A 14,001-nucleotide genomic window follows, 5' to 3' on the forward strand; every position below is an offset into this window, starting at 1 on the left:
GGTCGGCCGTGCCGATCAGCTCAGCTCAGCTAAGGGTCACGCGCGCGAACTTGCGCTTGCCGACCTGCACGACATAGGTGCCGGCGGGCAACTTCAGGCCCTTGTCGCTGACGACCGCCGAGTCGACCCGCACGCCGCCGCCGTCGATCAGCCGATTGCCCTCGCCCGACGACGACGCCAGGTTGGCCTGCTTCAGCAGCTGGCCGATGCCCAGTGGCGCGCCCGACAGCGACACCTCGGGAATCTCGTCCGGCACGCCACCCTTGCTGCGGTTGATGAAGTCCTGCTCCGCCGTTTCGGCGGCCGCCGCGCTGTGGAAGCGGGCGGTGATTTCCTTGGCCAGCGCGACCTTCGCGTCCTTCGGGTTGCGGCCGCCCTCGATCTCGGCCTTCAGCGCCGCGATCTGCTCCATCGACTGGAAGCTCAGCAGCGTGTACCAGCGCCACATCAGGTCGTCGGAAATCGACAGCACCTTGGCGAACATGGTGTTGGCGTCTTCGCTGATGCCGATGTAGTTGTTCTTGCTCTTGGACATCTTCTCGACGCCGTCGAGCCCTTCCAGCAGCGGCATGGTGAGGATGCACTGCGGTTCCTGGCCGTATTCCTGCTGGAGGTGGCGACCGACCAGCAGGTTGAACTTCTGGTCGGTACCGCCCAGTTCCAGGTCGCTCTTGAGCGCCACCGAGTCGTAACCCTGCATCAGCGGGTACAGGAACTCGTGCACCGAAATCGACTGGCCGGCCTTGAAACGCTTGTTGAAGTCGTCGCGCTCCATCATGCGGGCCACCGTGTACTTGGCGGCCAGCTGGATCATGCCGCGGGCGCCCAGCGGGTCGCTCCACTCGGAGTTGTAGCGAATCTCGGTCTTCTCGGGATCCAGCACCAGGCTGGCCTGCTTGTAGTAAGTCTGGGCGTTGGCCTCGATCTGCTCACGCGTGAGCGGCGGGCGGGTGCTGTTGCGGCCGGAGGGGTCGCCGATGGTGGTGGTGAAGTCGCCGATCAGGAAGATCACCCGGTGGCCCAGGTCTTGCAACTGGCGCATCTTGTTGAGCACCACCGTATGGCCGATGTGGATGTCGGGTGCCGTCGGATCCAGGCCCAGCTTGATGCGCAGCGGCGTTCCGGTGGCTTCCGAGCGCTGCAGCTTGCGCACCCACTCGTCCTGCGGCAGCAGTTCGTCAGCGCCCCGGAGGGATATTTCGAGCGCGCGTCCTACACTATTTGAGAGGGTCTTGGATGTAACAGATTCGGCGTTCATGGGCTTTTTTAGCTGACTTTGGGGGTGCCGAAGCTATACTCAGCCCGACTTTTCAAGCGCCGAATTCTAAGCGGCGCTTCTTCCGCACCGTCTGCTGCCGCCCTGAACGTACTGGGCCTTGCAGCACGGATTTGCAGAACCTGAGCTGGAATTCAAAGTTTGATCAACGGCATTCTTGCCGCCGAGGAGCTTCTTGCTTCTCGCGTGGCCTATACATTCCGGACGTACCCCAAGCAGATCACCGCGATCATCGCGGCGGCCCTGCTGAGCGCCGGCACCCTGGCGGTGGCCTCGCTCGGTCCGGACGCGTCCGACCTCCCGGTGAAGCAGATTCTCGAAGCCACGGCACCCGTGTCGTTCGCCGAGCAGAGCGCGTCCCTGGAAAACTTCAGCTTCACGCTGTTCCGCACCGACGTCACGCGTTCCAGCGACACGGCCGAGGCCCTGCTGAAGCGCCTGGGCATTTCCGACCCTGCCGCCACCGCCTACGTGCGCGGCAACGCCGAAGCCCGCAACGCCCTGTTCTCGCGCGCCGGTCGCACCGTGACGGCCGAGGCCACCCAGGAAAACCAGCTCAAGAAGCTCAGCGCCCGCTGGATTCCCGACGGCGACGGCAACTTCAAGCGCTTCGTGATCGAGCGCACGCCCACCGGCTTCGCCGGCGTGACCGAGCGCGACGCCCTCACCCCCGGCACCCGCCTGGCAAGCGGCACCATCCGCACCTCGCTGTTCGCGGCCACCGACGATTCGCGCATTCCCGACGCCGTGGCGAGCCAGCTGGCCGACATCTTCGCGGGCGACGTCGACGTGCGCGCCCTGCGCAAGGGCGACCGCTTCGCCGTGGTGTACGAGACCTTCGAAGCCGACGGCCAGTCGCTGCGCAGCGGCCGCGTGCTGTCGGCCGAGTTCGAGAACAACGGCAAGCTGCACCAGGCCGTCTGGTTCCAGCCCCCGGGCGCCAACCAGAAGGGCAGCTACTACCGCCCGAACGGCGACAGCCTGCGCAAGGCCTACCTGGCGACGCCGGTCGAGTTCTCGCGCGTGTCCAGCGGCTTCGCGATGCGCATGCACCCGATCCTGAACAGCTGGCGCCAGCACAACGGCATCGACTACGCGGCGCCCACGGGCACCTCGGTGCGTTCGGTGGGCGACGGCACGGTCGACTTCGCCGGCACGCAGAACGGCTACGGCAACATCGTCATCATCAACCACCGCAACAACCAGCAGACGGCGTATGCGCACTTGAGCCGCATCGACGTCAAGGCCGGCCAGAGCATCAGCCAGGGCCAGGCCATCGGCGCGGTGGGTTCGACCGGCTGGGCCACCGGCCCGCACCTGCACTTCGAATTCCGCGTGGCCGGCGTCTACCAGGACCCGGCGTCCATCGCGCAAGAAGGCGGCGCCCCGATCACCGCGGCCCTGCGCCCGGCGTTCGAGCGCATCGCCGTGGGCGCGCGCACCGAACTGGCGGCGGCCTTCTCCGTCGTCCAGGCCAGCGCCGACTGAGCTTTTTCGGCACCGATCCACGGATGGCCGCCGACCTTTTCATCGGCCTGATGTCGGGCACCTCGCTCGACGGCGTGGACGGCGTGCTTGCCGACTTCTCCGGCGGACGCATCGCGGTGCAGGCCTACGCCACGGCCGAGTTTCCCGTGGCACTGCGCGCGGAACTCATGGCGCTGAACACCCCCGGCGACAACGAACTGCACCGCGCGGCCCTCGCCGGCAACGGGCTGGCCCGGGCCTATGCCGGCGTCGTGCACCAGCTGCTGGCGGACAGCGGCATCGCCGCCGGGGCCATCGCCGCCATTGGCGCGCACGGCCAGACGGTGCGCCACCGGCCGCTGGAGTTCGACGAGGTCGGCTACACGCTGCAGCTCAACAACCCCTCCCTTCTGGCGGAACTGACCGGCATCGACGTGGTCGGCGACTTTCGCAGCCGCGACCTCGCCGCCGGCGGCCAGGGCGCGCCGCTGGTGCCGGCCTTTCACCGCGCGCTGTTCGCCCGCGCGGACGAAACCGTCGCGGTGCTGAACATCGGCGGCATTTCGAACCTGAGCCTGCTGCCGCCCACCAACGCGCCCGAGGGCGCCCTGGTGCTCGGCTTCGATTGCGGCCCCGGCAACGCGCTGATGGACCACTGGTGCCAGACCTACCAGGGCCAGCCCTTCGACCGCGGCGGCCAATGGGCCGCCACCGGCCGCGTGCTGCCCGAACTGCTCGACCTGCTGCTGGCCGACGCGTACTTCGCCAAGGCGCCACCCAAGAGCACCGGGCGCGACCTGTTCAACCCGACCTGGCTCGCCGCCCAGCTCGGCACCACGGCGATGGACCCCGCGGACGTGCAGGCGACGCTGACCGAGCTGACCGCGCGCGCCTGCGCCGCCGACGTGCGCAGCCACGGAAAAGACAGCAGGCTGCTGATCGTCTGCGGCGGCGGCGCGCTGAACGACCACCTGCTCGGCCGCCTGCGCGCGCTGCTGCCGGGCGTGGAAGTGGTGGCGTCGACCGAGCACGGCCTGCCGCCCCAGCAGGTCGAAGCCGCTGCTTTTGCATGGCTGGCGCGCGCCACGGTGCGGCGCGAGGCGGGCAACCTCGCCAGCGTGACCGGCGCGCGCGGCGCGCGGGTGCTGGGCGCGATCTACCCCGCCTGAGCCCGCACCGCGGCCGGATCAGCCCTGGCCGGAGACTTCCGGCTGCGCCGGGTGCGCCGCCCGCGCCTGCGACGGCAGGTGCCAGAAGATCAGCGCCGAAGCTACCGTGATGAGCCCCATGCTGGCGAAGGTCGCCTGGAACGCGTCCAGCGTGTGCGCCGGCGAGTCGGTGCCGAAGATGCCGTTGTAGCCCGCCAGCACGGCGCCCGCTGCGGCCACGCCCAGGCTCATGGCCAGCATCTGCACCATCGACAGCAGGCTGTTGCCGCTGCTGGCCATGCTGCCGTCCAGGTCCTTCAGCGTGATGGTGTTCATGGCGGTGAACTGCAGCGAATTCACCGCGCCGAAGGCCAGCAGCTGCAGCACGTGCAGCGCCATCGGCTGGCCCGGCGCCGTGAGGCCGAAGCTGGCCATCGTGCAGCCCACGAGGATCGTGTTGACCACCAGCACGCGGCGGTAGCCATGGCGCGTGATGAGCGGCGTGGCGAAGCGCTTCATGGCCATGCCGGCCAGCGCGATGGGCAGCATCATCAGTCCGGCGCGCACCGGCGAGTAGCCCATCGACACCTGCAGCAGGAGCGGCACCAGGAACGGCATGCAGCTGCTGCCCAGCCGCGAAAACAGGTTGCCGATGAGCCCGATGCTGAGCGTCTGCACATGGAAGAGCGAGGGTGCGAACAGCGGCTCGGGCGTGCGCGAGGCGCGCAGCCAGTAGGCGACGATGCTGGCGAAACCGAAGATCAGCACGACCATCACGCCACCCTGGCGCAGGCCCAGTTCCGAGACGCCGTCCAGCGCCAGCGAGATCGCCACCATGCCGAAGGCCAGCATGGCGTAGCCGACGCTGTCGAACCGCTTCTGCGTCACGCCGCGCAGGTCGGGCATGTACTTGAGCGTGGCCAGGCAGCCGAGCAGGCCGACGGGCACGTTGATCAGGAAGATCCAGTGCCACGAGGCGTACTGCACCAGCCAGCCGCCCAGCGTAGGGCCCAGCAGGGGGCCGATGAGACCGGGAATGGCCACGAAGCTCATCGCCTGCAGGAACTCCCCGCGCGGCACCGTGCGCAGCAGCGCCAGGCGCCCCACCGGCAGCAGCAGCGCGCCGCCCAGCCCCTGCACCACCCGCGCGGCCACCAGTTGCCCCAGCCCGTGCGACAGCGCGCACAGCACCGAGCCGGCGGCGAACAGCACGATGGCGCAGAAGAAGATGCGCCGGGTGCCGAAGCGGTCGGCGATCCAGCCCGAGGCGGGGATCAGCATCGCCATGGTGAGCGCGTAGGCCACCACCACCGACTGCATGCGCAGCGGGCTTTCGCCCAGGCTCGCGGCCATCGCCGGCAGCGCCGTGTTGATGATGGTGGCGTCCAGCGTCTGCATGAAGAAGCCGACGGCGACGAGCCACAGCAGGCTCTTGCGGACGGGGGCAACGGAACGGTTGGCGTCGTCGGCCTGGGAGGTCATGGGCATGCGGGACGGAAGCAAGAACGGAAACGGGAACGAAAAAGCCGCCCGAAGGCGGCTTTCTGGGGAAGCTGGGTCAGCAGCATCCGGGCATCAGGCCGAGAAGCTCGATCCGCAGCCGCAGGTGCTGGTGGCGTTGGGGTTCTTGATGACGAACTGGGCGCCTTGCAGGTCTTCCTTGTAGTCGATCTCGGCGCCGACCAGGTACTGGTAGCTCATGGCATCGATCAACAGCGACACACCGTTCTTGGTCATGGTGGTGTCGTCTTCGTTCGTGATTTCGTCGAAGGTGAAGCCGTACTGGAAGCCGGAGCAGCCGCCACCCTGCACGAACACGCGCAGCTTGAGGTCGGGGTTGCCTTCTTCGGCGATCAGGTCGGCCACCTTGGCTGCCGCACTGTCGGTGAAGACAATGGGCTCTGGCATCTGGGTCTGGATGTTTTCGGCTACGGCGCTCATGGGGGAATCACTCCTTGGAGGCCGAACAAGCGGCCAATGGAACCAATGCTACTGCAATGCCGCAATTTCGGCAGTCGGGTGTGGCGTGCACCCCAACGCAAGTGGGGTTGGATGCACCGAGCCCAAGACTCCGCCGGCAAAAAGCCGGCGTGAGGGATGTTTTCGATGCTTCTGCAACGAAAAAGCCGCCCGAAGGCGGCTTCTTGTTCGCAGTGAACAGATCAGCGCTTGCTGAACTGCTTGCGACGACGGGCGGAGTGCAGACCGACCTTCTTACGTTCGACTTCACGCGCATCGCGCGTCACGAAGCCGGCTTGGCTCAGCACGGGCTTGAGCGTGGCGTCGTAGTCGATCAGCGCACGGGTGATGCCGTGGCGCGTGGCGCCGGCTTGACCCGATTCGCCACCGCCGTTCACGTTGACCATCACGTCGAAAGCTTCGAGGTTGTTGGTCAGCGCGAGGGGTTGCTTGGCGATCATGATCGAGGTCTCACGGCCGAAGAACTCTTGGATGTCCTTGCCGTTGACCGTGATCTTGCCGGTGCCTTTTTTCAGAAACACACGGGCGACGCTGGATTTGCGACGGCCGGTGCCATTGTTCCATTCACCAATCATTCTCAAGGCTCCTTACAGTTCCAGCACTTTGGGCTGTTGGGCGGTATGCGGGTGCTCTGCGCCACCGTAGACCTTGAGTTTCTTGATCATCGCGTAGCCAAGCGGACCCTTGGGCAGCATGCCCTTGACGGCCTTTTCCAGGGCACGGCCCGGGAACTTGGATTGCATGTCGCGGAAGTTGGTGGCACTGATGCCGCCCGGGTAGCCCGAGTGACGGTAGTACACCTTGTCGATCGACTTGGCGCCGGTGACGCGCAGTTGCGCGGCGTTGATGATGACGATGAAGTCACCGGTATCGACGTGAGGCGTGTAAATGGCCTTGTGTTTGCCGCGCAAACGGAGAGCAACTTCGCTGGCTACTCGTCCGAGGACCTTGTCGGTCGCGTCAATCACAAACCACTCGTGCGTCACGTCAGCGGGCTTGGCGCTGAACGTTTTGGTCATGAGTTTTTCTCTTGAAAAGAGGGTTTGGCGAGCCCTTTTCCACGGTCGGCGTTCCTCTGGTGGGAATCTCTTAGGTGGGTGACCCCCGTGCCGCAGGACGGATCGGGAGACTTCGCCGCGGGGCTACAAAAACGCTGCGAAGCCCGCGATTATATGAAGAATCGGCCGATTGGCCAATGTCCCGCGTTTCAACGCAGGATGCGGACCAGCTCGAGGCTCTCGTTGGTCGAGGACATTCCCCGCTGGTACGCCCCCTCGAAGCGCACCACGCGGTGCAGTTCGGGGCTGTACCAGGCGGCGGCCTGGAAGCGCGAGGTGGCGCCGGACAGTGGCGCGCTCGCGCTGGAGGCGTAGATCCACCCCTCGTACCCGATGCGCAGCACCTGAAGCTCGGTGCCGTCCACCCGCATCGACTGCTCCTGCCCCACGGTCGCGATCAGCTCGTGCCGCTGCCGTTCGCCGAAGGCCGGCGTGTAGTCGGCCTGCCAGCGCATGCCGGGCAGCAGGTTGGCACGCGCCCAGCCGCCGGGCGGCGAGGCCAGATCGAACAGGCCGCCGGCCGGCGCAGTGACGGAAACCACCTGTCCATCGAGCCGCTCGACCTTGCCGCCGCCGTTGAAGGTGACCTCGTCGCCCACGACGCGGTCCACGCGGTAGATCACCGTTGAGCGGCCGCCCGTGAGCTTGTCGGTGCGCAGGTATTCGAGCGTGTCGCCGGCGCGCAAGGGCTCGGTCAGGGCGCCGCCGGCGTTGCCCACATTTGCCGCCCTACCGTCGTTGCCTGCGGGCTCCCGTGCGCGGGCTTCGAGCGCGGACTGGGCCCGCGCCGGCAGTTCGGAAAGGAACTCGGCCGGCACCGCGAAATTCAGGTTGCCGCCGTCGCGCGCGGCAAAACTCGTGATGCCGAGCAAGCGCCCTTCCTCATCGAACAGGCCGCCGCCGCTGGAGCCGGCCGAGATGGCCGTCGTGGTCTGCAGCAGCCGGGCCTCGCCGTCTCCGCCGCGCAGGCCCGACAGGATGCCTTCGCTGAGGGTGTTCTCCAGCCCGCGCGGATTGCCGATGGCATACACCCGCTGCCCCACGCGCGCGCTGCCGGCGGGCGCCAGCGCCACCGGCGCGGCGTTGAAGTTGGCCACCTTGATCTGGCACAGGTCGCGCGCAGGGTCCGGAAACTCGAGCGTGGCGCCGTAGGTCACGTTGTCCTGCCTGACCACGAAGCCACTGGCCTTGGCCAGCACATGGCAGTTGGTGACCAGGCGGCCCGGCGCGATGACCACCGCGCTGCCCGCGCGCAAGGGGCGCTCCTGGGCGTCGAAGGTGCGAATGGTCCAGACGCTGCCCGCCACCCTACGAAACAGCACATCGGGCTCCAGCGCGGATGCCGCGCCTGCGGCGGCCGACGCCGCCAGGAACACCAGGGCCGCGCGCAGCGACGACGCGTTCATCAGTCGCGTCACGGCTTGGCCGGCAGCAAGCCGCGCAGGTCGTCCATCGACACGCGCGCGTCGGACCGGGGCTGCGGCGGCTCGGCCCTGGCGACGGGCGGCGGCGCGGGGACCGCAACCGGGGCCGGCAAAGGGACAAGGGCAGGTGCGGCCACGGGCGCGGGAACAGGAGCCTGGGCCGGCGCCTCTTCGGCCCGCTTCGCCGCCACGGCCTTCGGCGCCGGCGGCGCGGAGGGCGCCGAGGGCGCGGAAGGCGCCACAGTCGCGACCTCCGTCTTGCCGATCCGCACGCCGTCCGTCGGCTCGTCGCCGTTCTGGGCGCTGCGGTCGAAATTGCGCACCTCGCCGAAAACCAGCCGCATCCAGCTCGGGTAGTTGAAGCCTGCGCCGGTGCTGGAATCGATCACCGCGCCGAGCGCCCCGCCGATCATGATGTTTCCGACCATGCCCGCGTTGACGCGCGAAAAGGCCTGGCCGGTGGCCGGCAGCTGGCCGGGCTGGGTGCACTCGATCATGAGGTTGGCGCCCGAGCGGCGAACAGGAAAACTGTCGCCCGAGCGCACGGCCGCGTCATTGCGGTCGTTGGTCACCGCGCACCTGGCGCCGTTGATCGTCTTTCCTTCGGGCGTGAGGGTCTCGATCTTCACGCTTTGCGTGGTGCCGTGCGTGACCGACGCGCACCCGGTCAAAATAGACAGAACACCCGCGCCGATGCACAGGCCCCAAAATCGCCATCCAGCTCCTCGCATCAGCGCCCTCTTTTTTTGTAAATCGATGTTTCGGCGCGAGAGTCTAGCGCCGTCCATCCCCTTCTTCAGGCCCATTCCTCATGTTCAGTTACCGCCACGCCTTCCATGCCGGCAACCACGCCGACGTGCTCAAGCACACGGTGCTGATTGCCACGCTCGATCACCTGCTTGAAAAAGAGGCAGCCCTGACGGTCGTCGACACCCACGCCGGCGCCGGCCTGTACCGCCTGGACGGCGACTACGCAGGCACCAGCGGCGAGGCTGCCGAAGGCATCCTGCGCCTTCTTTCGAACAAGAAAGAGCCCGCAACGCCAGCCCCGGCCGCGAAGTCCGCGGCCAAGAAGGTAGCGCCCACCGAAGAAGCACCCGTCGCCGAAGCCATCGCCCGCTACCTGGGCGTGATCAAGGACTTCAACCCCAACGGCGGCGCCCGCGTCTACCCCGGCTCGCCCTTCATCGTGCAGCACCTGCTGCGCGACCACGACAAGCTCAAGCTGTTCGAGCTGCACCCGACCGATTCGCGCACGCTCGGCGCCAACATCGCCCAGCTCGAGGCGGGCCGGCAGATCGCCGTGCTCAACGAAGACGGGTTCGGCAGCGCCACCAAGTTCCTGCCGCCGCCCTCGCGCCGCGCGCTGGTGCTGATGGACCCGAGCTACGAGATGAAGACCGACTACGGCCGCGTGCTCGACTTCGCGGCCGAGGCGCTCAAGCGCTTCGCCACGGGCACCTACGCCGTCTGGTATCCGATCATTCCGCGCCCCGAGGCGCACGACCTGCCGCGCCGCCTGAAGACGATGGCGACCAAGGCCGGCAAGTCGTGGCTGCACGCCACGCTCACGGTCAAGTCGAGCAAGATCACGAAGGACGCCGCCTCGGGCGAAACGCAGCGCCCGGGCCTGCCGGCCAGCGGCATGTTCCTGATCAACCCGCCCTACACGCTGAAGCCGCTGCTCGCCGAAGCACTACCGCAGCTGGTGGAACGCCTGGGGCAGGACCGCAACGCCGCCTTCTCGCTCGAATCGGGCGGCTGAGCCGGCAGTTTTTCCCTTACTTGCGACGGCGCGGCGGCACGATCACCTTGCGCCGCGCCGGAACCTGCACCCGCGCGCGCTGCTGTGGCTCGGCCGCCGCCACCGGCGCCTGGGCGTCACCCGCCTCCACCGGCAAGCCGCCGCAGCGCATGCCGTCGTGGTCCACCACGGTCAGCGCCACCTGCTTGATGCCCAGGCCGGTCAGCCCGATGCGATCGGCCGCCGCGCGGCTCAGGTCGATCACGCGGCCCAGCGCGTAGGGACCGCGGTCGTTGATGCGCACCAGCACCTCGCTGCCGTTGACCAGGCTGCGCACGCACACGCGCGTGTTGAAGGGCAGGGTCTTGTGGGCCGCCGTCATGGCGGTCATGTCGAAGCGCTCGCCGCTGGCGGTCTTGCGCTGGTGAAACTGGATGCCGTACCACGACGCCCCGCCGCGCTCGAAGATGTCGCGCGGCCCGTCGTCGCCGGGCACGCCGTCGTCCGGCGTCAGTTCGGCGGCACCCGACACCGCGAGGTCATAGCGCACCGACGGCACGCTGGAGCGCGGCGCGGCACCCGGCGGCACCGCGATGGCCCGCGGCAGCGGCCGCAGGCTGCCGCCCTCGGCGTCCGTGGCCGGCGGCATGGCGCAGCCGACCAGGGCGCAACTCGCCGCGACGGCGACAAAATGCAGCGCCCCGCGCAGCGACCATGTCGCGCCTGCCGCGCGCCCTCTCAATCCAGGCGCTCCAGCACAGCCAGCGTGGCCGCCGACTGGTTCATCGTGTAGAAGTGCAGCGCCGGGGCACCGCCGTCGCGCAGCCGCGCGCACAGCTCGGTCACCACGTCCAGGCCGAAGGCCTTGATCGACGCGATGTCGTCGCCGAAGGCCTGCAGCCGCAGGCGCACCCAGCGCGGAATCTCGGCGCCGCAGGCGTCGGAGAAGCGCATGAGCTGCGTCGAACTCGTGATCGGCATGATGCCTGGCACGATCGGGGTGTCTATGCCCAGCTTGCGCGCCTCGTCGACAAAGCGAAAGTAGGCCTCGGGCGTGAAGAAGTACTGCGTGATCGCCGAATCGGCGCCGGCCTTCACCTTGGCGGCAAAGGCCTGCAGGTCGGCTTCGGGCGAACGCGCCTGCGGATGGATCTCGGGGTAGCAGGCCACCTCGATGTGGAAGTCGCGGCCGGTCTCCTCACGGATGAAGGCCACGAGATCGCTCGCGTACTGGAACTCCCCGCCAATGCCGTAGCCGCTCGGCAGGTCGCCGCGCAGGGCCACCAGGCGCTTCACGCCCATGCCCTTGAGCTCGGCGAGCTGCTCGCGCACCGTGGCGCGGGTGGCGCCAATGCACGAAAAATGGCTTGCCGCATCGACACCCTCGGCCAATATCTCCTGCACCGCACCGAAGGTGCCCTGGTGCGTGGAGCCGCCCGCGCCGTAGGTGACCGAGCAGAACTGCGGCTTGCGCACATACAGCTGCTGGCGCGCGGCGCGCAGCTTGACCGCGCCTTCGGGCGTCTTGGTCGGGAAGAATTCGAAACTCAGCGGAAGGCGCACCTGCGTCTCCTTAGGAACCGTCGCTCGCCTTGGCAACACGGACGGCGTGAATGAAAAACTCGCGGTTGCCGTCGCCCCCGGCGATCGGGCTGTCGAACCAGCGCAGCACGCGCAGCTCGAGCGCCGCGCAGGCGTCGTGCAGCCGCTTCTCGACCACGGCGTACATCGACTCGTCGCGCACGATGCCGCCCTTGCCGACCTGGCCGGGCTGCAGCTCGAACTGCGGCTTGACCAGCATCAGCAGCTGGCCGTCGTCGGCCAGGAACTGGACCACCGCCGGCAGCACCAGCGTGAGCGAGATGAACGACAGGTCGCCCACGATGAGGTCGAAGCGCGGGGCCGAAGGTTCCCCATCTTCAGCTGCTTCAGCTGCTTCGCCTGCTTCAGCTGTTTCGGGCGCCTCGCCCTCCTGCTCGGCGTCCTCGGCTGCGTCTTCCCGCAGATCGTCAGCCGACAGCGCGCGCGCATTGACCCCCTCAATGGCCACCACGCGCTCGTCCTCGCGCAGTCGCGCATGCAGCTGCCCGTGGCCGACATCGACGCCCACCACCTTCGCGGCACCGCGCTGCAGCAGGCAGTCGGTGAAGCCGCCGGTGGACTGGCCCACGTCGAGGCACAGCTTGCCCGCGACATCGAGCCCGGTGACGCCCAGCGCGCCCTCGAGCTTGAGCCCGCCGCGCGACACGTACCGGGCCTCGGCCGCGTCTGCCAGCTCGAGCTCGGCCGACTCGGGCACGTCGTCCTTGTTCTTCACGACCGAGCGCCACGCGTCGCTCGTGCCCGCGTCGCGCCAGCGCAAGCCGCCGGCAATGAGCCGCACGGCTTGCGAACGGGAGGCGGCCATGCCGCGCTCCACCAACAGTTGATCGGCGCGCATGCGCTGATCAGTAGCGGTACGAGTCGGGCTTGTAAGGGCCGTTCTTGTCCACGCCGATGTAGGCGGCCTGCGTGTCGGTCAGCTCGGTGAGCATGGCGCCGACCTTCTTCAGGTGCAGGCGCGCGACCTTCTCGTCCAGGTGCTTGGGCAGCACGTAGACCTTGCCGGCCTGGTAGGCGTCGGGCTTGGTGAACAGCTCGATCTGGGCGATGGTCTGGTTGGCGAACGACGACGACATCACGAAGCTCGGGTGGCCCGTGCCGCAGCCCAGGTTCACCAGGCGGCCCTTGGCCAGCAGGATGATCTTCTTGCCGTCCGGGAAGGTGATGTGGTCGACCTGCGGCTTGATTTCTTCCCACTCGTACTTCTCGATCGACGCGACGTCGATCTCGTTGTCGAAGTGGCCGATGTTGCAGACGATGGCCTGGTCCTTCATCTTGGCCATGGTGTCGTGCGTGATGACGTCCTTGTTGCCGGTGGTGGTCACGAAGATGTCGGCCTTGTCGGCGGCGTACTCCATGGTCACGACCTTGTAGCCTTCCATGGCGGCCTGCAGGGCGTTGATGGGGTCGATTTCAGTGACCCACACCTGCGCCGACAGCGCGCGCAGGGCCTGGGCCGAGCCCTTGCCCACGTCGCCGTAGCCGGCCACGCAGGCCACCTTGCCGGCGATCATCACGTCGGTCGCGCGCTTGATGCCGTCCACCAGCGACTCGCGGCAGCCGTACAGGTTGTCGAACTTGCTCTTGGTGACCGAGTCGTTCACGTTGATGGCGCGGAACAGCAGCGTGCCCTTGGCCGACATTTCGTTCAGGCGGTGCACGCCGGTGGTCGTTTCCTCGGTCACGCCGATGATCTCCGCCGACTTGCGGGTGTACCAGGTGCTGTCCACGGCCAGCTTGGCCTTGATGGCGGCGTACAGGATGCGTTCTTCTTCGCTCGTCGGGTTGGCGAGCACGCCCAGGTCCTTCTCGGCGCGCTGGCCCAGGTGCATCAGCAGCGTGGCGTCGCCGCCGTCGTCCAGGATCATGTTCGGGCCTTCGCCCTTCGAACCCTTGGGGCCGAAGTCGAAGATGGCGTGGGTGTAGTCCCAGTAGTCCTTCAGCGACTCGCCCTTGATGGCGAACACCGGCGTGCCCTTTTCGGCGATGGCGGCGGCGGCGTGGTCCTGCGTGGAGAAGATGTTGCAGGAGGCCCAGCGCACTTCGGCGCCCAGGGCTTGCAGCGTCTCGATCAGCACGGCCGTCTGGATCGTCATGTGCAGCGAGCCCGTGATGCGCGCGCCCTTGAGCGCCTGGCCCTTCGAGAACTCTTCACGGATGGCCATCAGGCCGGGCATTTCGGTTTCCGCGATGCGGATTTCCTTGCGGCCCCAGGCAGCGAGGGACAGGTCGGCAATCGCCTGGTCGGCGGTCGAAACGGGGTGGGGCTTGAGAACAGCGCTCATGAGAACTCCAAAACTGG

The 14,001-nt window shown here is 67.8% G+C and carries 14 protein-coding genes; 3 read left to right on the forward strand and 11 right to left on the reverse strand.

Annotation, left to right across the window (positions count from 1 at the left end; all coding sequences use genetic code 11):
• Positions 1-25: 25 nt before the first annotated feature.
• Entirely contained in the window at positions 26-1,258 is a 1,233-nt protein-coding gene (gene tyrS / locus AB6807_RS32495) for a tyrosine--tRNA ligase (RefSeq protein ID WP_371087805.1), read from the reverse strand.
• Positions 1,259-1,417: 159 nt separating this feature from the next.
• Between tyrS and AB6807_RS32500 the strand changes: the two genes are divergently transcribed.
• Both AB6807_RS32500 and AB6807_RS32505 read left to right on the forward strand, forming a co-directional pair.
• Positions 1,418-2,764, forward strand: coding sequence for a M23 family metallopeptidase (locus tag AB6807_RS32500; RefSeq protein WP_116909532.1), 1,347 nt, complete (start codon positions 1,418-1,420; stop codon positions 2,762-2,764).
• Between the two features lie 23 nt (positions 2,765-2,787).
• Entirely contained in the window at positions 2,788-3,912 is a 1,125-nt protein-coding gene (locus AB6807_RS32505; protein ID WP_371087806.1) for an anhydro-N-acetylmuramic acid kinase, read from the forward strand.
• An 18-nt stretch (positions 3,913-3,930) separates the two neighbouring features.
• On the opposite strand, the gene mdtD is transcribed toward AB6807_RS32505, so the two are convergent.
• The 6 genes from mdtD to AB6807_RS32535 form a co-directional block, all read right to left on the reverse strand.
• The gene (gene mdtD / locus AB6807_RS32510) at positions 3,931-5,373 is read right to left on the reverse strand and encodes a multidrug transporter subunit MdtD (RefSeq protein ID WP_371087807.1); all 1,443 of its coding nucleotides are present in this window, start codon (positions 5,371-5,373) and stop codon (positions 3,931-3,933) included.
• 93 nt (positions 5,374-5,466) lie between these two features.
• The gene (gene erpA / locus AB6807_RS32515; protein ID WP_007827949.1) at positions 5,467-5,832 is read right to left on the reverse strand and encodes an iron-sulfur cluster insertion protein ErpA; all 366 of its coding nucleotides are present in this window, start codon (positions 5,830-5,832) and stop codon (positions 5,467-5,469) included.
• 221 nt (positions 5,833-6,053) lie between these two features.
• Positions 6,054-6,446 (reverse strand): 30S ribosomal protein S9, encoded by a 393-nt coding sequence (gene rpsI, locus AB6807_RS32520; protein ID WP_007827948.1) that lies wholly within the window; start codon positions 6,444-6,446, stop codon positions 6,054-6,056.
• 12 nt (positions 6,447-6,458) lie between these two features.
• The gene (rplM, locus tag AB6807_RS32525) at positions 6,459-6,890 is read right to left on the reverse strand and encodes a 50S ribosomal protein L13 (protein ID WP_013543664.1); all 432 of its coding nucleotides are present in this window, start codon (positions 6,888-6,890) and stop codon (positions 6,459-6,461) included.
• A gap of 188 nt (positions 6,891-7,078) precedes the next feature.
• Entirely contained in the window at positions 7,079-8,347 is a 1,269-nt protein-coding gene (locus tag AB6807_RS32530) for a S1C family serine protease (RefSeq protein WP_371087808.1), read from the reverse strand.
• Complete coding sequence (locus AB6807_RS32535; RefSeq protein WP_371087809.1) at positions 8,344-9,159, reverse strand: hypothetical protein; 816 nt, start codon at positions 9,157-9,159, stop codon at positions 8,344-8,346. The genes AB6807_RS32530 and AB6807_RS32535 overlap by 4 nt, the downstream gene beginning before the upstream one ends.
• Positions 9,160-9,164: 5 nt before the next feature.
• On the opposite strand from AB6807_RS32535, the gene AB6807_RS32540 reads away from it, so the two are divergent.
• The gene (locus AB6807_RS32540) at positions 9,165-10,118 is read left to right on the forward strand and encodes a 23S rRNA (adenine(2030)-N(6))-methyltransferase RlmJ (RefSeq protein WP_116909535.1); all 954 of its coding nucleotides are present in this window, start codon (positions 9,165-9,167) and stop codon (positions 10,116-10,118) included.
• Positions 10,119-10,134: 16 nt separating this feature from the next.
• Here the strand turns inward: AB6807_RS32540 and AB6807_RS32545 are convergent, their stop codons facing one another.
• From AB6807_RS32545 to ahcY, 4 genes are all read right to left on the reverse strand, one after another.
• Positions 10,135-10,746 carry a septal ring lytic transglycosylase RlpA family protein gene (locus AB6807_RS32545; RefSeq protein ID WP_371087810.1) on the reverse strand — a complete coding sequence of 204 codons (612 nt, stop codon included), beginning with the start codon at positions 10,744-10,746 and terminating at the stop codon, positions 10,135-10,137.
• Positions 10,747-10,835: 89 nt separating this feature from the next.
• Positions 10,836-11,660, reverse strand: a complete 825-nt coding sequence (gene metF / locus AB6807_RS32550; RefSeq protein WP_116909537.1) for a methylenetetrahydrofolate reductase [NAD(P)H] — start codon at positions 11,658-11,660, stop codon at positions 10,836-10,838.
• Between the two features lie 10 nt (positions 11,661-11,670).
• Positions 11,671-12,537 (reverse strand): TlyA family RNA methyltransferase, encoded by an 867-nt coding sequence (locus AB6807_RS32555; RefSeq protein WP_371087811.1) that lies wholly within the window; start codon positions 12,535-12,537, stop codon positions 11,671-11,673.
• 7 nt (positions 12,538-12,544) lie between these two features.
• Complete coding sequence (gene ahcY / locus AB6807_RS32560) at positions 12,545-13,984, reverse strand: adenosylhomocysteinase (protein WP_116909539.1); 1,440 nt, start codon at positions 13,982-13,984, stop codon at positions 12,545-12,547.
• Positions 13,985-14,001 lie beyond the last annotated feature (17 nt).

The sequence above is a fragment of the Variovorax sp. RCC_210 genome (assembly GCF_041355175.1).
Taxonomy (GTDB): Bacteria; Pseudomonadota; Gammaproteobacteria; order Burkholderiales; family Burkholderiaceae_C; genus Variovorax.

What these genes read in the sequence shown, in the direction of transcription:
- AB6807_RS32545 (WP_371087810.1), bottom strand. Translation starts at nt 10,746, where the DNA reads ATGCCGCCGGCCACGGACGCCGAGGGCGGCAGCCTGCGGCCGCTGCCG.
- AB6807_RS32535 (WP_371087809.1), bottom strand. Translation starts at nt 9,159, where the DNA reads ATGGGCCTGAAGAAGGGGATGGACGGCGCTAGACTCTCGCGCCGAAAC.
- mdtD (WP_371087807.1), bottom strand. Translation starts at nt 5,373, where the DNA reads ATGACCTCCCAGGCCGACGACGCCAACCGTTCCGTTGCCCCCGTCCGC.
- AB6807_RS32555 (WP_371087811.1), bottom strand. Translation starts at nt 12,537, where the DNA reads ATGCGCGCCGATCAACTGTTGGTGGAGCGCGGCATGGCCGCCTCCCGT.
- AB6807_RS32540 (WP_116909535.1), top strand. Translation starts at nt 9,165, where the DNA reads ATGTTCAGTTACCGCCACGCCTTCCATGCCGGCAACCACGCCGACGTG.
- ahcY (WP_116909539.1), bottom strand. Translation starts at nt 13,984, where the DNA reads ATGAGCGCTGTTCTCAAGCCCCACCCCGTTTCGACCGCCGACCAGGCG.
- rplM (WP_013543664.1), bottom strand. Translation starts at nt 6,890, where the DNA reads ATGACCAAAACGTTCAGCGCCAAGCCCGCTGACGTGACGCACGAGTGG.
- rpsI (WP_007827948.1), bottom strand. Translation starts at nt 6,446, where the DNA reads ATGATTGGTGAATGGAACAATGGCACCGGCCGTCGCAAATCCAGCGTC.
- AB6807_RS32505 (WP_371087806.1), top strand. Translation starts at nt 2,788, where the DNA reads ATGGCCGCCGACCTTTTCATCGGCCTGATGTCGGGCACCTCGCTCGAC.
- erpA (WP_007827949.1), bottom strand. Translation starts at nt 5,832, where the DNA reads ATGAGCGCCGTAGCCGAAAACATCCAGACCCAGATGCCAGAGCCCATT.
- tyrS (WP_371087805.1), bottom strand. Translation starts at nt 1,258, where the DNA reads ATGAACGCCGAATCTGTTACATCCAAGACCCTCTCAAATAGTGTAGGA.